At 44.8% G+C, this 23,279-nt stretch carries 24 protein-coding genes; 13 read left to right on the forward strand and 11 right to left on the reverse strand.

What is annotated here, in order from left to right; genetic code table 11:
- Window positions 1-153: 153 nt before the first annotated feature.
- The 5 genes from OW491_RS00990 to OW491_RS01010 form a co-directional block, all read right to left on the reverse strand.
- On the reverse strand, window positions 154-786 hold the full coding sequence (locus OW491_RS00990; protein ID WP_075173758.1) for a YitT family protein: 633 nt from the start codon (window positions 784-786) through the stop codon (window positions 154-156).
- 124 nt (window positions 787-910) lie between these two features.
- Window positions 911-1,234, reverse strand: a complete 324-nt coding sequence (locus OW491_RS00995; protein WP_249263626.1) for an AzlD domain-containing protein — start codon at window positions 1,232-1,234, stop codon at window positions 911-913.
- Entirely contained in the window at window positions 1,224-1,976 is a 753-nt protein-coding gene (locus OW491_RS01000; protein WP_075173759.1) for an AzlC family ABC transporter permease, read from the reverse strand. The genes OW491_RS00995 and OW491_RS01000 overlap by 11 nt, the downstream gene beginning before the upstream one ends.
- Before the next feature lie 5 nt (window positions 1,977-1,981).
- Window positions 1,982-2,785, reverse strand: coding sequence for an MOSC N-terminal beta barrel domain-containing protein (locus OW491_RS01005; RefSeq protein ID WP_215150958.1), 804 nt, complete (start codon window positions 2,783-2,785; stop codon window positions 1,982-1,984).
- 55 nt (window positions 2,786-2,840) lie between these two features.
- Window positions 2,841-3,053 (reverse strand): hypothetical protein, encoded by a 213-nt coding sequence (locus tag OW491_RS01010; RefSeq protein ID WP_290034398.1) that lies wholly within the window; start codon window positions 3,051-3,053, stop codon window positions 2,841-2,843.
- Between the two features lie 267 nt (window positions 3,054-3,320).
- Here OW491_RS01010 and OW491_RS01015 point away from each other — a divergent pair, with 267 nt between their 5' ends.
- Entirely contained in the window at window positions 3,321-4,271 is a 951-nt protein-coding gene (locus OW491_RS01015; RefSeq protein WP_215150960.1) for an AEC family transporter, read from the forward strand.
- A gap of 31 nt (window positions 4,272-4,302) precedes the next feature.
- Entirely contained in the window at window positions 4,303-5,325 is a 1,023-nt protein-coding gene (locus OW491_RS01020) for a LacI family DNA-binding transcriptional regulator (RefSeq protein ID WP_290034399.1), read from the forward strand.
- On the opposite strand, the gene OW491_RS01025 is transcribed toward OW491_RS01020, so the two are convergent.
- From OW491_RS01025 to OW491_RS01035, 3 genes are read right to left on the reverse strand one after another with little or no spacing between them, the layout of a single operon-like run.
- Window positions 5,322-6,074 (reverse strand): FadR/GntR family transcriptional regulator, encoded by a 753-nt coding sequence (locus OW491_RS01025; RefSeq protein ID WP_178969284.1) that lies wholly within the window; start codon window positions 6,072-6,074, stop codon window positions 5,322-5,324. The genes OW491_RS01020 and OW491_RS01025 overlap by 4 nt on opposite strands.
- A 57-nt stretch (window positions 6,075-6,131) precedes the next feature.
- On the reverse strand, window positions 6,132-6,983 hold the full coding sequence (locus tag OW491_RS01030; RefSeq protein WP_290034400.1) for an amidohydrolase family protein: 852 nt from the start codon (window positions 6,981-6,983) through the stop codon (window positions 6,132-6,134).
- 60 nt (window positions 6,984-7,043) lie between these two features.
- Window positions 7,044-8,180 (reverse strand): mandelate racemase/muconate lactonizing enzyme family protein, encoded by a 1,137-nt coding sequence (locus tag OW491_RS01035; protein WP_290034401.1) that lies wholly within the window; start codon window positions 8,178-8,180, stop codon window positions 7,044-7,046.
- A gap of 408 nt (window positions 8,181-8,588) precedes the next feature.
- Here OW491_RS01035 and OW491_RS01040 point away from each other — a divergent pair, with 408 nt between their 5' ends.
- The 4 genes from OW491_RS01040 (at window position 8,589) to OW491_RS01055 (ending at window position 12,323) form a co-directional block, all read left to right on the forward strand.
- Window positions 8,589-9,572, forward strand: coding sequence for a TRAP transporter substrate-binding protein (locus OW491_RS01040; protein ID WP_277252658.1), 984 nt, complete (start codon window positions 8,589-8,591; stop codon window positions 9,570-9,572).
- Between the two features lie 111 nt (window positions 9,573-9,683).
- Entirely contained in the window at window positions 9,684-10,211 is a 528-nt protein-coding gene (locus OW491_RS01045; protein ID WP_290034402.1) for a TRAP transporter small permease, read from the forward strand.
- The gene (locus OW491_RS01050; RefSeq protein WP_290034403.1) at window positions 10,211-11,494 is read left to right on the forward strand and encodes a TRAP transporter large permease; all 1,284 of its coding nucleotides are present in this window, start codon (window positions 10,211-10,213) and stop codon (window positions 11,492-11,494) included. The genes OW491_RS01045 and OW491_RS01050 overlap by 1 nt, the downstream gene beginning before the upstream one ends.
- 31 nt (window positions 11,495-11,525) lie before the next feature.
- Complete coding sequence (locus tag OW491_RS01055) at window positions 11,526-12,323, forward strand: NAD(P)-dependent oxidoreductase (protein ID WP_290034404.1); 798 nt, start codon at window positions 11,526-11,528, stop codon at window positions 12,321-12,323.
- 96 nt (window positions 12,324-12,419) lie between these two features.
- On the opposite strand, the gene phaZ is transcribed toward OW491_RS01055, so the two are convergent.
- A complete protein-coding gene (gene phaZ, locus OW491_RS01060) occupies window positions 12,420-13,976 on the reverse strand; it encodes a polyhydroxyalkanoate depolymerase (RefSeq protein ID WP_290034405.1) in 1,557 nt (518 codons plus the stop codon).
- 262 nt (window positions 13,977-14,238) lie between these two features.
- Here phaZ and OW491_RS01065 point away from each other — a divergent pair, with 262 nt between their 5' ends.
- Complete coding sequence (locus tag OW491_RS01065; RefSeq protein WP_215150967.1) at window positions 14,239-15,255, forward strand: NAD(P)-dependent alcohol dehydrogenase; 1,017 nt, start codon at window positions 14,239-14,241, stop codon at window positions 15,253-15,255.
- Between the two features lie 129 nt (window positions 15,256-15,384).
- Here the strand turns inward: OW491_RS01065 and OW491_RS01070 are convergent, their stop codons facing one another.
- Together OW491_RS01070 and OW491_RS01075 are read right to left on the reverse strand one after the other, a co-directional pair.
- The gene (locus tag OW491_RS01070; RefSeq protein ID WP_290034406.1) at window positions 15,385-16,263 is read right to left on the reverse strand and encodes a DMT family transporter; all 879 of its coding nucleotides are present in this window, start codon (window positions 16,261-16,263) and stop codon (window positions 15,385-15,387) included.
- A 15-nt stretch (window positions 16,264-16,278) separates the two neighbouring features.
- The gene (locus OW491_RS01075; protein WP_290034407.1) at window positions 16,279-17,622 is read right to left on the reverse strand and encodes a DEAD/DEAH box helicase; all 1,344 of its coding nucleotides are present in this window, start codon (window positions 17,620-17,622) and stop codon (window positions 16,279-16,281) included.
- A 501-nt stretch (window positions 17,623-18,123) separates the two neighbouring features.
- On the opposite strand from OW491_RS01075, the gene OW491_RS01080 reads away from it, so the two are divergent.
- From OW491_RS01080 to OW491_RS01105, 6 genes are all read left to right on the forward strand, one after another.
- Window positions 18,124-18,438, forward strand: a complete 315-nt coding sequence (locus OW491_RS01080; RefSeq protein WP_075173776.1) for a DUF1127 domain-containing protein — start codon at window positions 18,124-18,126, stop codon at window positions 18,436-18,438.
- 202 nt (window positions 18,439-18,640) lie between these two features.
- Entirely contained in the window at window positions 18,641-19,093 is a 453-nt protein-coding gene (locus OW491_RS01085; RefSeq protein WP_075173777.1) for an NfeD family protein, read from the forward strand.
- 40 nt (window positions 19,094-19,133) lie between these two features.
- On the forward strand, window positions 19,134-19,979 hold the full coding sequence (locus OW491_RS01090) for a stomatin-like protein (RefSeq protein WP_075173778.1): 846 nt from the start codon (window positions 19,134-19,136) through the stop codon (window positions 19,977-19,979).
- 66 nt (window positions 19,980-20,045) lie between these two features.
- Window positions 20,046-20,456 carry a large-conductance mechanosensitive channel protein MscL gene (mscL, locus tag OW491_RS01095; protein ID WP_075173779.1) on the forward strand — a complete coding sequence of 137 codons (411 nt, stop codon included), beginning with the start codon at window positions 20,046-20,048 and terminating at the stop codon, window positions 20,454-20,456.
- An 84-nt stretch (window positions 20,457-20,540) separates the two neighbouring features.
- Complete coding sequence (locus OW491_RS01100) at window positions 20,541-20,720, forward strand: DUF1289 domain-containing protein (protein ID WP_075173780.1); 180 nt, start codon at window positions 20,541-20,543, stop codon at window positions 20,718-20,720.
- 296 nt (window positions 20,721-21,016) lie between these two features.
- Window positions 21,017-23,251, forward strand: a complete 2,235-nt coding sequence (locus tag OW491_RS01105) for an EAL domain-containing protein (protein WP_290034408.1) — start codon at window positions 21,017-21,019, stop codon at window positions 23,249-23,251.
- The last annotated feature ends 28 nt before the right edge of the window (window positions 23,252-23,279 follow it).

The following is a 23,279-nucleotide window of genomic DNA, read 5'->3' on the forward strand; positions in this document are numbered from 1 at the left end:
CTTCTCCTTTGCTCGCGGAAGTTTGTGTGAGCGAGGAGGTGTCAATTTGCGGGAAAGACTCCTGCTCCACAAACATGTTGTAGTAAAGGTATAGACATAAACTGAAATGATAATTCCATAATCTTTGATGAAATTTAATCAACTAAGTGTTGCTTAGGCTAAGTACCGGAAGGGCCTGTGATTCATTGCAATAATTAGATTGAGCAAAAATGCGCCTAAAATAGAAGCTAGCAAGATAGGTATTGAAACAATAAAGAAAGAGGCAATGATGATGCTGCAATCTACACACATTTGAAAAGTACCAGCGCGAATGCCTTTGTGCTCTTGTAGGTAAAGCGCCAATATATTGAGCCCGCCCAAACTGGCTTTATGTCTAAAGAGTACCAGCATCCCCAAGCCCATCAGCATGCCGCCGATCACCGTCGCGTAAAAGGGATTAAGCGGTTCTAAATGGATAAAGTACGGATGTATCTCAGCAAAAACAGATACCAAGGCCACCGCTAAAAATGTTTTTAGCGTGAATGCCCAGCCCATTTGCTTAATAGATAGATAATAAAAAGGTAGGTTTAGTGTAAAAAACCATACACCAAAGGGGATATCGCTGATGTATAGCATTAAGAAACCAATCCCCGCTGTCCCCCCAGTAATCGCACCAGCATGTCTGAGTAGCATAATACCAAATGACACCACCAGAGTGCCCGTGACTATAGCCAATAAATCTTCAATCAGGGAGTGAGGCGTTTTATTTTGCTCGTTTGAAATGGTTGAGTTGTTAACACTGGACATTGGACTTTCCCATCACGTTTTACAGTGCGATTAACATAGCACTGATTGTGTAATTTTGGTTACACAAAAAGAAAAGAAAGAGCTGTCCGCGCAAGTACTCATTCTGGCGTTATTCATCGCTGTTTTAAGATGACTGTACTAAACGAACTAATAAAAAGATGAACATACCGGTCACTATGGTAATTAGAAGGTTGCGGCTGATGAGTGAAGTCAGAGCCGCTACCACGGCTGCAATTAACCATGCATTGTCCCAATCTAGCCAGACTTCGCCTTTAGGCATAACGACAGCAGGGATAATGATAGCGGTTAGCACCACAGGAGGAACATAGCCTAGTGCTTGGCTTAGCCACGATGGGAATTGTATGCGGTCTGCCATAGCAAAGAGAACAAAGCGAGTGCTAAAAGTCGCGATAAACATGCCTATGATTAAAAACAGTTCATTCGTCACTGTCGACTCCTGTATTTTTCTTCACATGGCGGTTGAGTAGCAATTGCAGTGATATGCCGACACAAACGCCCATAAAGGCAGCAACCATTAAACCGAGTTTATGGGGCATGTTATAGGTGGCGATGGCAATGAGTCCGGCAACGATAACCGCCGCCCACATGGGGCGAGTTTTAAGATAGGGCATAACCATACCTATAAACGTCACTGACATGGCAAAGTCCAAACCCCATTGCGTCATATTAGGGAATAACTCCCCTAGGGTGATACCGATAGCCGTACAGAGTACCCAGTTACTGTACATAGCGAGAAAAGAGCCAAGATAATACCAGTGTGCGTACTCGGTATTGGTGCTGTTTAGGTAGCGATTACTAACAGCCGCAAAAGTCTCGTCGGTTAAACCAAAGGCCATGACAGCTCGCCAACGTAATGATAAGTGGCGTACTTTGGGCACCATGTTAGCGGCATAAAGCATGTGTCGTAAGTTGACGATAAAGGTCGTGACAATAATGACAGGGATAGCAGCCCCAGCAGATAACATGCCTAGCGCAATGAACTGGCTTGCGCCAGCATAGACGATGAACGACATAGCTAAGGCACCCAATGCAGAAAGGCCACTGGGCTCGGCCAAAGTCCCAAAGATGATACCAAAAGGAATGGCACCGATAATTAAGGGAATAGTTGCTTTGGCTCCAGAAAGGCATTCTCTGGACGGTGTTGTGGTAACCGATTGTTGAGTGTTCATGTGGATTAGTCGAGGACCTCAACTGTCATCCCTACTTCGATAATTCCGGTTCCTTCAGCGATTAAGTTATGGCCAAACAGTGGTGCTCGCTTTTCGCTGCTGTGATGCTTGATTAACGTGCGTAGGGGCTCTAGGCCCTTATCAAATGTGAGCGAGCGAGGAGGCAAGGTGATAAGTTTGCAACGCTCGCAAGGGGAGTGAACAGTAAAGATAAGCTCGCCTACACGAATCCTAGACCAACCATCTTCGGCAAAAGCATCACTTCCTGAAATAACGATGTTCGGGCGAAACTGCGCCATGTGAATCTCATTATCACAATGCGTTTGTATAGCGTCCAAAGAGCTAGTACTGGTAAGCAGTAATGGATATCCGTCGGCGAAGCTTACCTGCTTGTCATCACGTTTTTTGATAGGACGAGAGCTTTGTTCACCAAAAAAAAGTAACTGGCATGGTGTTCCTAAAAACTCGCTTATCCACGCATCGGCGTCGCTACCACAGCGTTGCGCTGATACATTTTGTTTCCATACGGTGGCAGATGTGTAGCTGTCAGAAAACTCTTTTTCTCGAAGCACAAGCTCAGCGGGTGTTCCGTCTAGCGAGGCTAAAACTAAGCCGCCGTTGAAGGTAGTGGCCAGCAACGTAGTCAGTTTTGGAAATTTGCGGGCGGTCATGAAATTGCCGTCCATATCGGCGACAAGGTAGCGTCTATCACCAGCGAGTCCGAGGGAGTCAATCCAGGCTCGGCTTAAATTGACCGCCGCACAAGATTTTACAGGGTAGTGGTGTAAGCTAGTGATATGGATGGTCACAAAAGATCCCTCAGTCGGCGTTGTCCAAATGAGGGAGCATTGTAAAGATATTTAGCTATGGCTGCCAAGCATTCACGGTGCCGTCCATCATCATTGGTGCATATAATATATTCCCTACAGAGCCAATATCGGCAAGGCCTTGGCCGAGGTGCTGTTTATTAGACCCATCTGATTTCATTAGGTCACCGGCTAACCAGTCACTTATCCAAATAGTGTCGTTGATACGGGTAATGCCATCGATATTGCCAAGTGGCGTGCCATCATGCATTGCATTATTTTCGTCATTCTTCTAAGTAATTATCAAAATTAGCAACAGTCCTTTGTTTAAGACAAAATCTGAAAATGATGTACGCTATCATTTTGTGTGGTAGCCTCTGTTTCATAGCGTCTGAACCGTTTATTTGATCGGTTTTTTGAACTGACTCGCTCAGCTGGTTCTACTCAGTGGTTCGTTCTAATCAGTGCTCTACTCAATGAGACGTCCTTTAAATCACGCAAACAAAACAGAAAACCGTACAGCATAGGGAGCTTCGCTATGGCAGATCAAGCCGCGCTATTTCACCAAATTTTTCTTGTTACAGGCCCTGTTTTCGGTTTGGTTTTGCTCGGTGTATTTTTGAAGCGTATCCGTTTAATCGATGATGCGTTTGTTATGACGGCTTCCAATTTAACCTTTAGAGCAACGATGCCGACGTTGCTGTTTTTGAGTATCTTGCAGTCTGATTTGAAAACGGCCTTTCAGCCTAAACTCGTCTTCTTCTTTGTCGCTGCTACCTTCCTTCATTTTGGGTTTGTTTGGTTATGGTCTTTACGCAGCGTACCCAAAGAGGATAGAGGGGTTTATATACAGGGCGCATTTCGCGGTAACTGCGGCATTATGAGCTTGGCGCTAGCCGCTAACCAGTATGGTGATTATGGCTTGTCTGTTGGTGGAGTTTTATCTGGTATTATCGTTATTGTATTTAATATTTTATCTGCATTTATTTTATCGATTTATAGCCCAACATTTGATGCTAACTTTAAATCGATCATGCGTGAGATTGTTCGTAATCCTCTGATTATTTCCGTGGTCGCTGCTTTGGTTGGCTCTAGTATTGGCCTTACATTACCCGAGTGGGTGGTAAGGTCCGGCAATTATTTTGCTGCTATGTCGCTTCCTACCGCACTGATTTGTATTGGTGGCACTTTGTCATTGGCGGCTTTTAAGTCGTCGGGGCGGGTAACGCTGAGCTCCAGTTTATTCAAAGTCTTTTGGATGCCTTTGTTTTTTGTGCCGTTAGCATGGTTGCTTGGCTTTGAAGGCCGAGAGTTAGGTATTCTGTTTTTATTCTTAGCTACGCCCACAGCGGCGGCTAGTTATGTCATGGTTCGAGCTGCCGGTAGCAGTGCAAGTTTGGCGGCGAACATCATAGCCCTTACTACAGTTATTTCTGTTGTGAGCTTTATGGCTGGATTATATTTATTAAATTATTTGCAGCTTATCTAACTCGAAGGGCTACTAAGGAAAAATAAAAACTATGAGTAGAGGCGAAAACAGCGAAATGGCATGGGGTAATGTTACCTTAGCAGATGTTGCTCGCACGGCGGGTGTGTCACCCATTACTGTGTCTCGTGTATTGAATGATCCTGATAAAGTGAAAGCTAAAACTCAAGAGAAAGTAAAAGCAGCTATACGCGAAATTGGTTATGTGCCGAATATGCTAGCCGGTGGCTTAGTGTCGTCTAAGAGCAAGTTAGTGATTGTGTTAGTGCCGAGTATTGCTCATCGAGTGTTTGTAAATACGATTCAGAATTTAACCGAGCAAATGAGCTCGGCAGGTTACCAAGTGTTGCTAAGCCAAACCTTCTTTGAAAATCAAAGCGAGCTTGAGCAAATAGAGACAATATTGTCACGCCGCCCCGACGCAATCGTATTAACTACGCCTCTCTTTTCGGTTGATGCGCGAGCGCTGCTGCGAGCGCGAAACACGCCTGTAGTGGAAGTGTGGGATTATTACGATGACCCTATAGATGCTGTGGTTGGTTTTTCGCATACCGAGCTTGGAGTCGCTATGGCTCAAGCGATGATCGATAAAGGGCATCGTCGTGTGGGTTTAATTTGGGTCGACGATCAGCGGGGTAGTCTTCGTTTGGCGGCTTGCGAGCAGCATTTGATTGAGAGGGGTGTTGAAGTGACAAGTGTGCAGCGTATCAACCCCCCGGTGTCAGTTGGTGAAGGCCGCAAGGCAATGCAGCACTTAATTGATGAGGATAATATACCGACGGGCGTTATTTGTAGTAATGATTTAATAACACTGGGAGCCGTATCAGCACTGAAGGCTTCGGGGATAGCAGTGCCTAGCCGTGTGGCTTTAATTGGCTTTGGTGATATAGATTTTGCCGCCCATGTTTCGCCCAGTTTATCGACTTTTCAAGTACAAAGTACTGATATTGGGAAAATTGCAGCGCAGATGTTGTTAGCCCGTTTGGAGAAAGGTGCACAACGAGGCACCTTAAAGCAGAACTTAGGTTTCCAATTTGAAGATCGTGAAACAAGCTAGTTAGTATCTGTCAGGGTGTCCATGTCGGCTTGTAATTTGCGAAAGCGCTCTCGGCTATTGGCTAAGTGGACTCGCATAGCGGCTCTGGCCGCTTCTGCATCGGCGCGAGCAATAGCGGCAAATATATCTTCGTGCTCGTGATTAACTCTATCGGTTTCGATCCGCGTTTTAGGTATGAGATTGGTTCCTAAGTGGTTCAATATATCGGTGTAGTGTTTGTTTCCAGTGGCTTGGGCAATTAGATAATGAAATTGGAAGTCTGCGCTCGTCGAGTCTGTTTTTAATTTTTCACACTCTCGTAACTTTGTGAGAGTAGCCTCTAGCTCTTTGATCTGGTTGTAGTTTCTACGTTGAGCCGCTAATCCCGCTGCTTCTACTTCTACTCCAATTCGTAACTCCATCAATGCAATAACGTCTTGCAAGGTGTCGATACTAGTAAGGCCAATGAGCGTTTGGCTTTCATTTGGCTTACAGAGAACAAAGGTGCCTATTCCATGGCGGGTCTCGACAAGCCCAGCCGCTTGCAAACGTGATAAGGCTTCCCTGACTACCGTTCGGCTAACACCGGTTTCTTCCATGATAGCTGATTCAGTAGGCAGCTTGTCACCCGGCGATAATTTCCCGTCACGAATACGTTGAGTAAACTGGGATACAACGGCCTCAGCAAGGCTTTTCCCTCGTTTAGCTGGTCGTGGAGTTAGTGTAGAAGTGGGGGCGGTTGTTGCTTTTGACACGGTATTTGGACTCATGTGAAGTTTGCCGCATCATACCATCTCATACGATGACTTTCATGACGCGGCACACGACTAGGTGAAATCGTAAAGTTGGTGAGGGTTTGTGACGAAAATCTTTTCTATAACTTCATCGTTAGGTATCCAGCTACAAACGGTATCTAGTAATTGCGCGTCGTTTGGAGCGTCTTCAATAGTTTGGCTGACATGAGGCCAATTGCTAGCCCATAAAATACGTTCTGGGGCGTGCTTGATTAAGGCTTTTGAGAGAGCCGCGACATCTGTATATTCTTCGCCGCCAGTGTAGGAGGACTCGTAAACAGCACCAATTTTCACATAGCAGTTTCCTTTGTCGATAAGTTTGAGCAGTGCCTTGAATGAGGAGGAGTTGGGTGTTGTAGGGCCTAAAAATTTGCCGCCATGGTCAATGATAAAGGTATCGTTTATTTGGTTTAGTAGCGGCGTGTGCTCAATCATATCGCGTCCATCAAACTGAACAATGCAGTGCCAACCCAGCGCGCGAATTTTAGCGTTAACTTCGGTGAGGTGCTTCAAGCCTACAGCTCCGCCGGGCAGCTCCATAATGCGTGCACCTCTAGCCCCGCGTTTATGCATGGATAATAACTCTTCTTCGCTAGTTTCTGGTGTTACAACCACAATACCGCGAGCGTTATTGCCTAACTGATCTAACGCTTCTAGCATGCATCGGTTATCGGTTTGATAAGCATTGGGTTGTACGATGACTACTTTCTCCAAACCTAACCAGCGTTGCAAACTTAGGTAATCATCTAGGTTTGCAAAATCTAATGGTGGTTTAGGGCCGTTAGGGTGCCCCAAATGCTGTGGAGCATATACGTGCATATGTGTATCGACACTCCCCGCAGGGAGTTGAGTGAGTGGAGGTATTCCTGTGATGATGCGTTTCATAAAAACCTCTGGGTTTAGACAACAAGGGTAATATAGTGATGTCGATAGTGCTCTGAGTAGTTAACTCGGCATCTTTGTAAAGCTAGCGAGCGCCTCGCGGTCTATGCCAACTCCAAGGCCAGGACCTTGCGGGATCTCCACTATGCCATCTTTATGGTCAATTGACGTAGTTAAAATACTTGAGCGAAAGGGGTTGGGTGTTTGATCAAACTCTAACAGAGCAGCGCTTGAGCCACACGAAGGCGGAGAGGGGGGCAGAATGGCATGTAACTGTAACGCAGCGGCTAAAGCAATACCTGTACCCCAAACATGCGGGACGCAGCGGACATCGTAAATGTCGCATAACGTCAGTATTTTTCGGACTTCGCTTAAGCCTCCTGCACCGCAAATATCAGGTTGTATTATGTCAACACAGCCTTGTTGCAAAGCTGTAGCTATCCCCCAGCGTGTGTGCCATGTTTCCCCACCTGCAATAGGGATAGGCTGTGAGGTTCGTAACGCGCTATAGCTATTAAGTGCTTCAGGTACAACAGGTTCCTCAAACCAATCAATGCTAAACTGGGATGCTTCTCGCCCTAACTTCGCGGCGGCTAATGCGTCGTAACCGTGGTTTGCATCAATCATAAGGGAGATGTCAGGGCCAATAATATCGCGCACGGCAGCTATGTCGCGTAAATCATCTTCTAGTCCAAAACCGATTTTTATCTTTATTGCTTTAAAGCCCGCCTCAATAAAGCCATGAACTTCTTCACCTAGGCTTGTTGAGCGTTCTTTGCCTAAAACCCTAAAACCTCCAGTTGCATAGGCCGTTACGTGCGAACGAAACGCCCCACCCATGAGCTGACTAATCGGTTGTTGGTAAAAATGTCCTGCGATATCCCAGAGTGCAATGTCTAACCCACTGATGGCATTGATGATTGCGCCGCGTTGCCCTTGATCCCTGAATTGGTTGTATAGCATGAGCCAGTGCCGCTCTATATCTAGCGGGTTTTTTCCCACTAATGAGGGTGCCATCGCTTTAACAATGGCCTGATTTATGTCGGCATGGCCTAAGCACTCCCCCCAGCCAATTAGTCCATTGTCGCATCGAATCTCAACGATTAAGTGTTGCCGAGTCGTAAAGCTCATGGTGGCGGATTCAAATGGCTGATCCAGTGGCTGAGAAAGGAGATGAGTATGGATACTGGCTATCTGCATAAGTGACCTGTGCGGGTTGATATGATTGTTATGGTATGACTTATAGTTTTTGTCTTTTAAAGATAGTATGACTGTGGTTTCCTAGTCAATAGTTAACTGATTGACCGAGTGTGGTGATTGGCAACGAGTAAAGCTTTAGGTCGTCAGGAAAAGAAGTTTTTAATAAAAATAAAATTTTAAGTCTATAAATTACTGATAATTAAGCAGTTTATTTTCATGCCATACTTTTTTAAAGCTGACAAAAAACCATTGGGTGGGCAGTGGTAAGGATAAGGGTAATTAAAAAAATGATGAATGACATAGTACAACTTGTTGTTTTTTGGTTTTGTGTCATGTTACAAATATAGAGGTGTACTCGGGCAGCCCTTGCACTCATAAAAATAAAACGAGCTAATTAGGAGAATAATAATGATAAGAAAGACCTCATCCGCCTTGTTCATGACCACTATGTTGGTGGGAGCACTCAGTAGCGTTGGTGCGCAAGCAGCCTGGAAAGGCTGGAACATCCATACAGAAGATTACCCTGTTTCGCATGCAATGGAGTTTTTTATTACGGAAGCTGAAAAGCGTACAGAGGGACGCATCAGCGGGCGTGTTTATAACAATGCGGTGCTAGGCAGCCAAGAAGATGCCATCTCACAAATGCAAATAGGGGGAATTGATTTTGCGGGGTTTAATCTAGGGCCACTAGGGGCGTCAGTTCCTGAGGTAAATGTAGTTTCGTTACCGTTTATTTTTAAAGACGTTGAGCATATGCACCGTGTTATGGATGGACCCGTTGGGCAATCGTTAAGCGATGCAATGGCTAAAACAGGCGTTATTTCCTTAGCGTGGTACGACTCGGGAGCACGCTCATTTTATAACACGTCTAAAGCAATACATTCGCCAGCGGATATTCAGGGGATGAAGTTCCGTGTTATGAATAATGATCTATATGTAGGCATGGTGGAGGCTTTGGGTGGAAATGCAACGCCTATGGCTTATTCGGAAGTCTATCAATCGCTGAAAACAGGGGTGGTTGATGGTGCCGAGAATAACTGGCCATCTTATGAGTCGAGTAACCATTACGAGGTATCACCGTATTATTCAGCCACGCAGCACCTTATTTTGCCTGAGTGCCTGTGTGTGAGTACTACCGCGTGGAAAAAATTATCAGTTGAGGATCAAGAGACGCTAAAAAAAGTCGCACGTGAAAGCGCAACGCTTCAACGTGATCTTTGGGCCAAACGTGACCTAAAGAGCAAACAGGCAGTGCTTGATGCGGGAGTGAACTATAACGAAATAGACGATAAATCCGCTTTTCAATCGGCGATGAAACCGGTTTATGAGATGGCGATTAAAAAGAATCCTGCACTGGCACCTATCGTTAAAGAAATCCAAGCGACTCCATAAAAGTGGCCTTGTTAAGGGGCGTAGTGTTTACCGATAGCTAACGCTTCTTAAAATTTTAGCGGGCCTTGCCAGTTAGCGAGGCCGCCTAGTTTCGTTTGTCTTGAGAAAACTATGATCAATAAAATACCTGAATCAACGCCGCTTAAGCGGGTGTTGGATACGATAGCATGGCTGTGTTTAGCCGTATCTGGTGTATGCATGGTGATACTGGTGTCTTCGTTTGGTTGGCTGGTTTACGGGCGATATGTGCTGAACGATACCCCTACGTGGGTAGAGCAGGTTGCTCTGTTGATGGTGGTCACTATCACTTTTTTAGGGGCAGCCGTGGGGGTGCACCAAAGGACACATTTAAATGTCGATTTGTTTTCAGTGTTATTACCGCCGAGAGGAAAAATTGCGCTGTCAGTTTTAATTGACCTATTGATGGGATTTTTTGGCGGCTTAATGGCTTGGCAGGCTTATGGTTTAGTCATGTTTGCATGGACTAAATCGATCCCATTGCTCGGTATACCAGACGGATTGCGTTATATCCCCATGATGCTTTCTGGTGCACTTATTTTGATTTTCTCGTTGTGTCGCATTCCTGCGGCCTTTCGCGGTCAGCATCAATTTGCCTCTGTCGTTAAGGAGTCTTCTTAATGGGTCTTGCTATTTTATTAGGGCTGTTTGCTCTTTTTACCTTGTCAGGGGTGCCTGTTGCCTTTGCCCTAGGCATTTCGGCAATCGCTTCCTTTATGTATGAAGGCCTGCCTTTGATGATCGGCTTTCAGCGTTACGTCTCGGGGATGTCTGCTTTTTCGTTATTAGCGATTCCGTTCTTTATTTTTGCCGGCGAGCTTATGCTTCACGGTGGCATTGCTGCCCGTTTAGTAAGTTTAGCATCGGCAGCTGTAGGCTGGATGCGTGGTGGGTTAGGCCAAGTGAACGTGTTCTCAAGTATGTTGTTTGGCGGGATCTCGGGCTCGGCTGTAGCGGATGTGTCTGCGTTGGGGTCGTTGTTGATTCCGGTTATGAAAAAGAAAGGATACAGTGCTGACTATGCAGTCAATGTCACGGTTACTTCGTCGATCGCCGGGATAATGATACCCCCTAGCCATAATATGATTTTATATGTGGTAGCTGCCGGCGGTGGCATTTCTGTTGCCAATCTTTTTATCGCTGGGGTCGTTCCTGGTTTATTGATGTGCGTTTTACTCGCGGTTGCCGCGCGTTATGTGGCTGTCAAAAATGCCTATCCCACGGAAGAGTTCCCAGGTTGGAAAGTTATTTTGCTTTCTTTTCTCGGCGCGGTTCCGGGGTTAATAACGGCGGTTATTGTTGTTGGCGGTGCTCTTTCGGGTATTTTCACGGTAACCGAGTCGGGGGCAATCGGCGCCATTTATGCGGTTCTTATTACCGGCTTAGTGTATCGCAGTTTGAGCTTGTCAGCGTTTTGGGTAGCAGTTATTCGTTCGGTTAAAACGACAGCAATGGTCATGATTCTTGTAGGGTGCGCGTCAGCATTTGGTTATATGTTAGCGATGTATGAAGTACCTAAAGTGCTAGCCTCTTCACTAACCTCTATTTCAGATAATCCAATAGTTATCTTGCTGATTATGAATGTCATGTTATTGGTGTTGGGCATGATTATGGATATGGCTGCATTGATTTTGATCTGTACGCCTATCTTTTTGCCGGTGGCGGTAAGCCTAGGTATGGATCCTATTCATTTTGGCGTGATGTTAATGATGAACTTAGGCTTGGGGTTATGTACGCCACCTGTGGGTGGTTGTTTATTTGTGGGGTGTGCGATTGGGGAGGTGCCAATACAAAAAGCGCTCAGAACTATTTGGCCCTTTTATTTGGCAATATTAGGTGCACTAATGTTAGTTACGTTTGTTCCGTCTGTGTCTATGTTACTGCCGCAGTGGATTGGTCTTTAAATGCTAGGTTGAAAAAATAAGAGGAATTGACATGAAAAAAGTATTGTTAACCGGCGCAGGTGGCAACCTAGGTAAGGCGTTGCGTAAAACGCTGGAGGGTTGGGCGGAGAGCATTCGTTTGACTGACATAGTGCCGATTACTGATGTTGCCGCGCATGAAGAGTTTATTCAATGCGATTTAGGTGACTACGACGCCGTTTATTCGCTGTTAACAGGGTGTGACGCGGTAATCCATTTGGGCGGGGTTTCCACTGAAAATACGCTTGAAAACATTCTAAATGGCAATATTCGGGGTGCTTACAATTTATATGAAGCTAACCGCAAGCAAAACAAAGTACGCATTTTATTCGCAAGTTCAAATCATGTGGTTGGTTTTCATGAACGCGAAACCCTACTCGATGCTGATTGCACAATGCGACCGGACAGTATGTACGGTGTATCGAAAGGTTTTGGTGAGTTGTTGGCGCGTTATTATTACGATAAGTACGGTATTGAGTCTGCGTTGGTACGTATAGGGTCATGTTTTGAGAAACCCCTTAATAAGCGAATGTTAGCTACTTGGATGAGCGAAGCGGATTTTACACGTATGATTCATAAGATTTTTGCGGCGGACCGCTTAGGGTGTCCCGTGATTTATGGGGTATCAGATAATCCAGCTGTTTGGTGGGATAATCGTAAAGCCTCTTACATTGGTTGGAGTCCAGAGGATAGCTCTGTAGTTTTTGAGCAAGAAGATTATATCGTTAACGAGAAAGTAGACCCTAATGATCCTGCCGTGCGATATCAGGGTGGTGGATTTGCTGCCGCAGGGCATTTTGAAGATGAATAAACAGAGCGTTTAACGGAGCAATCGTTGAAGCCGTCTCTTGGCTCTAGCCCCGCTAATTTAGCGGGGCTTTTTTGTGAGCCTATACGCAAAGAGTAATTACGCTTTAGTTGCTTTATCCGCTGCGGTATCCGTTACCGTTTTTGTTTCTGGAGCCTTGGCCGTGCTAGATGCCGCTTTTTTTGCCGCGCTAGGTTGTGCAGGTTTGGTTGCCGTTGTTTTAGCAGGCGTCGCACGTTTGGCCGTTGTCTTCCGAGCAGTAGTTTCTGTTTTCGATGTGGTCGCTTTGGCTGACGTCGCTCTTTTAGCGCGAGTGGTCGTCTTAGGAGCAGCCGGCTTGCTGGATTCTGGTTTTTCCGAAGGGGTATCAGCAGTGACGCTCGCTGTTTTAGCTGGGGTAGGCTGCGCTTTTTCCTCTACTTTTGCCGGTGCTATATCAGCATGCTTTTTAATAAAGTTTTTGATTACCGGAGATACTTCTTGGCGAAAGCGGCGGCCGTTAAAAATGCCATAGTGTCCAACATTAGGCTGTTCATAATGCATTTTTAAGCTGTCAGGTATGCTGCTCAGCACATCATGCGCGGCTTTGGTTTGGCCGTTGCCAGTGATATCGTCGTTTTCACCTTCAATGGTAAGGAGTGCGACATTTTTAACGGCTTTGGTGTCGATTTGTTGGTCTTCAAACATCATTGTGCCGGTTGCCAAGCGGTGTTCAAGGAACACTTTTCGAATGGTATCTAAGTAAAAATCAGCCGGTAAATCCATGACGGCAAGGTATTCATTGTAAAAAGTACGATGTGCCTCGGCGCTATCTCCATCACCTTTGATAAGATCCCCAAAGAACTTAAAGTGCTTGTTGATGTGGTTATCCATATTCATGCTCATGAAACCTGAAAGTTGGATAAACCCGGGGTATACGCGTTGACCCGCACCCGGGAATTCACCAGGGACGGTACAGATGACTTTGGTTTCGAACCATTCTAAATCTTTGCCGGAGGCGTAATCATTGACACCTGTCGGGTTTAAACGAGTGTCAATGGGGCCACCCATTAGCGTGAGCGTCTTAGGTAGGTTGGGGTTATTGCGCTCTGACATGATGGTAACAGCGACAACAGCCGGTACACTTGGCTGGCAAACGGCAATAACATTTGTTTCAGGGCCTAGGAACTCCATGAACTCGATAAGATAACGTACATAGTCATCAAAGCTGAAGCTGCCTTCGCGTGTGGGTACGTCGCGCGCATTTTGCCAATCAGTGATATAAACCTCGTGATCTGGCAAAAAGTTTTCTACGGTTCCGCGTAGCAATGTGGCGTAGTGGCCTGAAAGTGGCGCTACTAGCAAGACTTTGGGGTGGTTGTATGAACCGGCGCGGCGAAAGTGCAGCAGGTCGCAAAACGGTAAAGAGTAGGCTACTTCCTCACGCACACGGACTTCTTCACCGTTAATTTCGGTGTTGTGCAAGCCAAACTCAGGCTTTTCATAATTGTCAGTGCAACGTTCAATCAACTCTAGGCTAGCTAATGCTGTGTTAGTAAATGCATTAAATCGAAACGGCAGCATCCATGGCTGTTTCAGTTGCTTACTGCAAGCTTGTGCCCATAAATGGATAGGTTGTACCGATTGATTAATTGTATGGTGTAGGTGATACAACATTGTAAAACCCTCGCGTGCCTCTGATTAAGTGGGGTGCAATGTATTTATATTGCACTGCAACATTTCTTCCAGTGTATAAGGTTGTCTCAACATTTGGAAGCAGTGAGTTGTTCAATTTTAGTCCACTCGTTGACTTTTATGAGGTCGACCTACTTTAGAATGAGTTCGCAGGTAAATGGCATTGGTTTGCCAAGTAAGTAGTTGCAGCGCGTATTTATGCATGTAAACCTAATTTAGTAGTCAACTTTCTAGGAGATAAAATGTGCAGGCATATCGTGTAACAACCGCTGACGGTATTGATGCTATCGAGCAAGTAGTCATGGATACTCCTACTCCAGCTTCAGATGAAATTCTCGTAAAGATGAAGGCATGTTCACTCAACTATAGGGACATGTTAATTACCATGGGTGGTTATGTTAGAAATGACGTTCGCCCTATTGTTCCCCTATCAGACGGAGCGGGTGAGGTGGTCAGTGTCGGTAGTGAAGTGACTAACTTTGCATTGGGTGATCGAGTTATTGGTAATTTTTTCCAAGCATGGAAAAAGGGAAAAATTGATGACGAGGGACTAAATTCTGCTATGGGAGGAAGTATCGATGGTGTTCTTGCCGAGTACTTTATTCTCAAAGCTGACTGCAGCGTAAAAATTCCTGATTACCTTTCTTATGCAGAAGCGGCAACGCTTCCTTGTGCAGCGACTACAGCATGGCATGCCCTTGTTTCTGTCGGTGAGTTAAAGCCAAATGACACTGTTTTGTTGTTAGGTACGGGTGGCGTATCTATCTTTGGATTGCAAATAGCGAAAGCGTTAGGTGCTAAAACGATTATCACATCATCCAGTGATGAAAAGTTGGCGCGTGCAAAAGAATTAGGTGCCGACTTTACAGTGAACTACTCAACTCATCCTAACTGGGAGGAGGAAGTTCTAAAAATCACTCATGGTAAAGGTGTGGATAATGTACTTGAGGTAGGCGGTGCTGGTACGTTCGAGAAATCGTCCGCTTGTGTAAAGCCTAATGGTACCTTATCACTTATCGGTATTCTTACCGGTTTAGAGAGCCCCCCAATTAGCCTGATGACTATTTTTAATTTATTAAGGATTCAAGGCATCTATGTTGGTAGTACAGCTATGCTCGAACAACTGGTCTCAACGATGGAAGCACATCAGATTCATCCAGAAATTGATAAGTCTTTTCCTTTTTCTAAAGCGATAGATGCTTATCACTGGATGGCTCAGGCTAAACATTTCGGTAAAATCGTCATAGAGAGTGAAGGGTAAGGACCCATTTTATAACAGGAGAACAAAGGCGCTGCTGTTCTCCTGTTATTTGCTGATAATAATCAGCTGCGTTGCAAGGTACTGTAAATCAAATTGCTCAGCGTATTGGCTTGTATAGCGATGGTTTGACTAAGCAAGCATCACAAAAATAGCGCCGATAACAATTAATGCTAACCCTATTTTATCTTTTGGTTTTAGCTTTTCGCGAAACCAAACAACAGAAATCATTAGGGTGAATAACACTTCTATTTGCCCTAATGTTTTTACCATAGCGGCTGTTTGTAAGCTCATGGCGGTAAACCACCCCAATGATCCTAAACAGCTAAATAGGCTAATGGTCAGAGTAAGCTTTGGTCTTTTCCAAAGAGCGACAAGTGTCTGCTTATCCCTCATTAAGAGCCAACTAATGAGAATTATTGTTTGTGTGGTTATAACCGCCACGAGTACCCAAGCGGCGCTGTAGGGGAAGGGTAGTTCTAAAAGTAAGCTGGCTTCGCGTACCCATAAAACGGTTAAAGCGAAACATAACCCACTGCCTAGCCCTGTGACGACTGTTGATAGGGAAATATCCCTAAATGATCCGGGATTGCTCATTAACCAAATGGCTAAGCCTCCAATAAATACACCCATCCAGGCCAAGGCACTGAGCGGAGCACCAAAGAATAGGGCGCCCAAAATAGCGGCCATTACGGCTTCACTTTTTGCTAATCCCACGCCTATCGCATAGTTACGCAAGCGAAACAGCATAACCATTAAGCTAGTGGCAAATATTTGCGCGACGGAAGCTAATACGACATACACCCAAAATAGACCGCTTAAATGCGGCATGGCGACAGGTTGCCACGTATACAATGCAAGTACATATAAAGCGGCCAATGGGCCTGCATAAATAAAGCGAGCCAGTGTTACACCGGTAGTGTTCACATCTTGACTGAGTTGTTTTTGAAAAGCGTTGCGCCAAGACTGCATAAAAGCAGCGAAAATCGTAAAGGGTATCCAAAGCCACATGGCTGCTATTCCTGATTAATGATCAAAAAGAGAGCGTCGGCCGGCATGGCGACGAGGCGAAGTATTTTTGCCGTTACCCTCTTGCGTAACTGACTCGTTAGGCACTTTTTTGGACGTTGCAGCCTTGGTTCGGTTAGTTTTTAAATGGTTGGCTTTTCCAGACTTATTTTTGCGCCGTTTAGGGGGCGGATTATGCGCTGACTTTTTGGCATCAATCAGCTTGCCGTTCTCAATTGTGGGGACGGCTTGTAAAGGGATTTGCTTGCTTATGAGCTGGCAGATATCAGCGAGGTAGTTTTTCTCATCAGGTGCGACCAAAGAAATAGCTGTGCCTTCTTTTCCCGCTCGTCCTGTGCGGCCAATTCTGTGTACGTAAGCTTCAGGCAGGTTGGGCAGATCATAGTTAATCACTTGTGGTAAGGATTCAATATCTAAGCCTCGGGCCGCTACATCGGTTGCTACCATGACACGCACTTCGCCATTTACAAATGCACTGAGTGCGGCATTTCGCTCACGCTGGAGTTTGTCGCCATGCATGGCGACAGCCGAAATACCTTCGGCATTTAAATAGTCGCATACCATGTCAGCTCGCCGTTTTGTGCGAGTGAAAACAAGTGTTTGTGACCATTGGCAACCGTCAATTAAAAAACTCAAGATGTCGGATTTATCACTGTTATCGACTTTATACGCTTTTTGCTGCACCAGTTTAGCGGTAGTGTTGCGAGTAGATGTGCTGACTTTAACCGGTGACTTTAATAACGTATCGGCTAGCGACTCTATAGCGGGGCTGAAGGTCGCCGAAAATAAGAGTGTCTGGCGTTGTGCAGGGATAAAAGACATGATTTTTTTAATATCGTGAATAAAGCCCAGATCCAGCATGCGGTCAGCTTCGTCTAGTACGAGTATCTCTACCTGTGCTAAAGAAATCTTTTTCTGGCTGACCATTTCCAATAAGCGGCCGGGTGTTGCAACTAATATGTCGGCTCCGCGTTTCATTTTACGGATTTGGTTATCAAACCGAGCTCCCCCGTACAGCGATATAACTCGCATACCTAGGTGTTTACCATAGGCGAGTGTGTGGTCACCAACCTGGACCGCTAGTTCGCGTGTGGGGGTAAGTACCAGACCGCGAATATGATGATAATCTGGGTCGGCTGGGGTTTTGCTAAGCCTTTCTATCATCGGAAGCGCGAACCCGGCTGTTTTGCCAGTGCCGGTTTGAGCTTCTGCTAACAAATCTTTGCCTTCTAAAATTAGCGGGATAGCCTTTTCTTGGATAGGCGTAGGCTTGTCGTAGCCTAATGATTGCAGTGTAAATTGCAGTTCAGGGCATAAATGTAGGTCAGAAAACGCAGTCATAGCAGATCATCATAGCTTGTTGAAAGTGAAACGGTGCCGGGAAGTTAAGGTCGTAAATGAGATCGGGGCCTGAGGGGCAAAAATATGCATTAAGGCGCCTTTCGTAAGTACGCTATAGTAACGCAGACTAGTGACTCATGGATAGCGGCGTTTAGGTTGACAGCAGGGCTGTGTAGCCGTTATAACTGTTATAAGCTTTGGTGATTTAGTTATAACATGCCTTTCAGATGCATGATCCTTTTTGCTCTGGTTGAGGCCGTGTAGTCAAGCTAAGTCTCATACACTACAAATTTTAGGAAGTCAGAATGACATTTTATGTCTCACATACGATTATTCGAAATAACGCAGCGGTTAAGCCGTTTATGCGTATTTCGTGTTTTCGCGTGTTCTGATTTTTATTTGGCCGCGAAACTCTTCGCGGTCCAAGGTGCTCTACTCCCTACCTAAGTCCTGCGAAGATCTTCTCGGCATTACTCTCATAATGTCTAAAGGAGATAGAAAATGACATTTTTAGGATTAATTAAAGCGGGCTTCGATGCACTCCAACAGCGTGCGGCTGCAGCATATACTTATCAATCAATGGAACATCTTGATGATCGCCTACTCAGAGATGTGGGGCTTGTTCGACAGGGTAACCGGGTTGTATCGATTAATGCTGATTTCTTAAACGGTGCGCAAAAAACGAGCCCTTCCATAGTAATGGATAGTCAGGAACTAAAGACCACCTCGGTAATCTGTTCGCGTTTAGGCACTAATGATGTAGCCGTTCTACTTACACCGGACAAATCTACTCCACCTATGGGAGCCGGCGGTTAGTTCGCAGCCTTACTAAAAAGATAGCTGGTGTAGAGATCACTACATCCATTTTTTAGTAAGGCGATTTTTTCTCGTAGGTATGTGATTTTAGAAAAAAGCACGATTAAATATGGTTTGATAAGCAACGCAGAATTTAATCAGTTGCTTAGGCTGCAAAAGCGATAGACAATCCCTGCATCAGTTAACGGATAGGGATGTACCTATGGATATTGTTTTGCAACCATGGCATTGGCTTGTGTTGGGCATGGTATTAATGGCCGCTGAGATATTTATACCCAGCTTTACCATTTTTTGGTTTGGGCTAGGTGGCTTTGTAGTCTCCTTCTTGCTTTGGCTCTCACCTGATTTAGCAATTAATTGGCAACTCTTCATTTGGGCCGTGTCTTCGGCTATCTTCACTGCGCTTTGGTTTATTATTTTATCGCCGCGTTTCAAAGACCATACAAAAGCCGGGATGGCAAAAGAGGCTATTTCAGGCGAAACAGGGCAGGTCATCAAGCGACCCACAGAACAAAGCCGCGGTGTAGCACGCTTTACTACCCCTTTGCTGGGTGATGATGAGTGGGAATTTATATGTTCAGAGCCAGTTGAACTGGGCGATCGTATAATTGTTAGTGAATTATCTGGTAATACATTACTAGTGGAAAAACGCTAAAATTAGTAAATATTTTAATGTCTATAAAAGGGAGTTTCGTGTGGAAAGTTTAATAGTTGCCGGTATATTTTTGTTGGTAGTTATAGTCACTATTTTTTCGAGTGTAAAAATAGTGCCTCAAGGTAGTAAGTTTGTAATACAACGTTTAGGTAAGTTTTCTAGAACATTAGGCCCCGGCCTTAAAATAATTATTCCGTATATTGATCAAGTGGCTTATACCGTCACGACTAAAGATATTGTGATGGATATTCCGTCACAAGAAGTTATCACCAAAGATAATGCGGTTATTATTGCGAATGCCGTTGCTTACATTAATATTGTTTCCCCTGAAAAAGCGGTATATGGCGTCGAAGATTATATTTTAGCGATACAAAACCTAGTGCAAACATCGTTACGTTCAATCGTCGGTGAAATGGGACTGGATGATGCCTTGTCATCACGAGACCAAATAAAAGCTAAGCTTAAATCAGCTATCTCGGATGATATTTCAGATTGGGGTATCACGCTAAAAACAGTTGAAATTCAAGATATTACACCATCAGGAACGATGCAGGCAGCCATGGAAGAACAGGCAGCCGCAGAGCGTCAAAGACGGGCTCGCGTAACACGTGCTGATGGTGAAAAGTCTGCCGCTATCCTCGAGGCAGAAGGCCGTCTTGAGGCGTCCAAACGTGATGCGGAAGCGCAAATTGTCTTAGCTGAGGCAAGCCAAGTATCGATTGGTAAAGTTACAGGCGCTATTCAAGGTAACGAGTTACCTGTGATGTATATATTAGGTGAAAAATATGTTGATGCATTACAAGCTATGTCGCAGTCAGATAATGCGAAAACGGTGATTTTACCAGCCGATTTACCAGCTGCGCTTAAAGGAATGCTAGGTCGTTAAGGCTGATTCACGAATTGTTCATCTGGAAATACGACAATGGTCGAAAATAACTAAGAGGAAACTACTGTGAGCTTTATAAAGGAATTTAAGGAATTTGCAGTTAAAGGCAACGTCATGGATATGGCGGTGGGTATTATCATTGGGGCAGCCTTTGGTAAAATCGTATCATCATTTGTGGGTGATATTGTTATGCCGCCAATCGGTATGTTAATGGGTGGGGTCGACTTTTCTGACCTGGCCTATATTTTGAAGCCTGCTGAAGGTGAAATAGCGGCTGTTTCGATTAACTACGGTAAATTTATCCAAACAGTACTGGATTTCTTGATTGTAGCGATGGCTGTTTTCATGGCGATTAAGTCAATCAACTCTATGAAGCGCAAGGAAGAAGAAGCGCCGCAAGAGCCAGAAGCAGATCCTGAGCCTACTAAAGAAGAAGTTCTATTAAGCGAAATACGCGATATTCTTCGTACTAAGTAAAAACGAAGTAGGGCTAAAGTTAATACTTTTGCCCTGCAGCTGAAAAAGGTGTGCAAAAGCGCGCCTTTTTTGTATCCTCTGTTCATGATTGACTCTCCCTGTGTGCGCCGTTGTTGCCTCGACGATAAAGATATTTGTATCGGTTGCTTACGCTCGCTAAGCGAGATACGCAGCTGGCCTCAAGCTGATGAGCCCGCCAAAAAACGCATTTTAGCCAACGTAGAGCGGCGTAAAGCGAATACTTTTTTGAAGCTAATTCCTTAATGTTGTAGTTTCTTGATTCTAATTGATGCTGCTCATCACATTCTTTCTGTTTTTATTGTTAAAATCGATACTTAAGTTCTATAGTTATATTCATACTAAATGCGCGGTTAATTGTATGCTTGTACGCCTGCATAGTTATGCCGTTATTTTAATGTGGCAGGGTGATAGATATCGGTAGGGTGTCGCCTTGCTAAACAATCGAAGAGTTGGTGGTCGTCAGGCACGGAACGTCTGTACTGCTACTAATAGCTGTATTCGGAGTCTTTAACACCAAATAATAAGTGAGCTCAGGGAATATGAGTTTTACTAAGCAATTTATTCACTTTTTAGTTAAGCTCCCAGCGCTGACAGGAGGTGTTATCTTCCTCTTGTTGCTGGTTTTAGCTTACTTTTTCATTAAAAGTGAATCTGATCAAATTATTGCAGAGCAGAAAATATCTTCGCTTGGGCAAGTCGGTGTGTTTCGTGCTCAAATCGAGCGGGATATCAACTCAGTTTTAGCTGTACTTAAAGCGCTAAAAGCTGAAGTTGCCGTTGATATGGATTTATCTGAAGAACATTTCCCGACTGTTGCGCGTGAACTTTTATTAGAAAATAAATTGCTCACACATCTCAATATCGCTCCAGACCTAACCATTAAGTACATTTTTCCGTCGGAAGGAAAAGAGCATTTAATTGGCACTAGCTACAATGTTTATTCGCGACAAATGCCACTTATTCAAGAGGCTATAAAGCATCGTAACTTAGCGGTTTCGCCCCCTCAAGTATTGAGCGATGATTCAACAGCGATTGTTGCGCGTTATCCTATATTCATTGAAACCGATGAAGAGCCTTTTTTTTGGGGGATCGTGTCAGCATTAATTGATCAAAATGATTTATTTGCTGCGCTTCTAAATGAAAGTGATCTAGGGGGCTATCGAGTAGCCGTCGGGGAGCTAGGTGACGAAGGGGGCATGAAAACTGTGTTCGTTGGTGATTCTTCCGTCTTGGAACAAGAACCTGTTATCGATGTAATTCAGTTACCTATCAAACGTTGGTTTTTAGCCGCTACTCCAGTTGAAGGGTGGTCCGTTCCTAGTTCTAGATTATGGATGATGTGGGGGCTGTCTGTCGTTGTTTCTGGCTTCATTGCTTGTGGTGTTTTTTTGTTAGGTCGGGTTTATAACGACAAAACACGTGCGGTCAATACAGCGAATTACCGTGCTAATTACGACGTGCTAACGGGCTTGCCAAACCGGTATCATTTTAGTCAACGCCTTAATTCATTAATCCGTGAAGTAAAGCGTGAAGAGCAAGGCTTCGCCGTTTTCTTTATAGATATTGATTACTTTAAACAAATAAATGATAGCGCAGGCCATGCCATAGGAGATCAGCTACTGATCGAGTTCTCTGATCGGCTTAAACAATCGGCGCGTGATAGCGATATTGTAGCTCGTTTGGCTGGTGACGAGTTTGTGGTTGTATTAAGGAATATCGAAGACGTAATTCAAGCGGATTTACTGGCCGAGAAAATGCAGAAAAAGATAACTCAGCCCTTTAATATGAATAACCGCCAATACAGCATTTCCGCCAGTATGGGGATTGCCATGTATCCTCTGGATGGAGATGACGTATCAAGCTTATTACTACACTCTGATCAGGCGATGTATGCTGCCAAGCGTGCAGGTCGCAACGGATATTTCTTTTTCAATGAGGGCATGCAAGATGAAGCCGAGCATTTTCTGGATGTGCACAATAACATTTTAAAAGGTATTCAAGAGAACCAATTCGTTCTGCATTACCAGCCCATCATGAGCTTAAATAGTGGTCGTATTGTTAAATGTGAGGCGTTGATCCGCTGGAAGCATCCTGACAAAGGGCTGATGCAACCCGATGAGTTTATACCAATCGCAGAGCGCACCGGTGCCATTCGAGAGCTCGGTAACTGGGTCCTTAAACAAGCGTGTAAAGATCACCGTAAGTTTATGGAAAATGATATTGATATTCAGATTGCTATCAACCGTTCGGTGAATGAGTTTTATTCGACTCGCGCTTACGAGAAGTGGAAAGCGATCATTCGAGAAAACGGTATCGATTGCCGTAAACTAGTATTCGAAATTACCGAATCTTTATTTATGGATAAGCATGTCAATCGAATCAATGTTGTGTCCGCGCTTCGGAAAATGGGGATTGAATTTGCTGTAGACGATTTTGGAACAGGCTACTCGGCTATTAATTACTTACGCAGCTACCCCGTTAACTACTTAAAAATTGATAAAAGCTTCATTCAGGATTTACTGCATGATGAGCAAGATCGAACGCTGGTCGAGGTCATTGTTAAAATGGGGACGGCGCTCAATATAGGGGTGATAGCAGAGGGGGTCGAAAACGATGGGCAAGTTGATGTGCTTCGTTCTTTTGGGTGTGAATACATTCAAGGTTATTGGCTAGCTCCTGCATTACCAATAGAGCAAGCTATTGCCTTCTGCCAAGACGCTCAGGATAGCCTGCTAAGCAGCGTGAGAGGAACCGATAAGCCCAATGATGATTGATTGCGTTTGGCGTTGAGTGATTGTCGAT

Origin of the sequence: Neptunomonas sp. CHC150 (assembly GCF_030397555.1) — a bacterium.
In the GTDB taxonomy this organism is placed as follows: domain Bacteria; phylum Pseudomonadota; class Gammaproteobacteria; order Pseudomonadales; family Balneatricaceae; genus Neptunomonas; species Neptunomonas phycophila.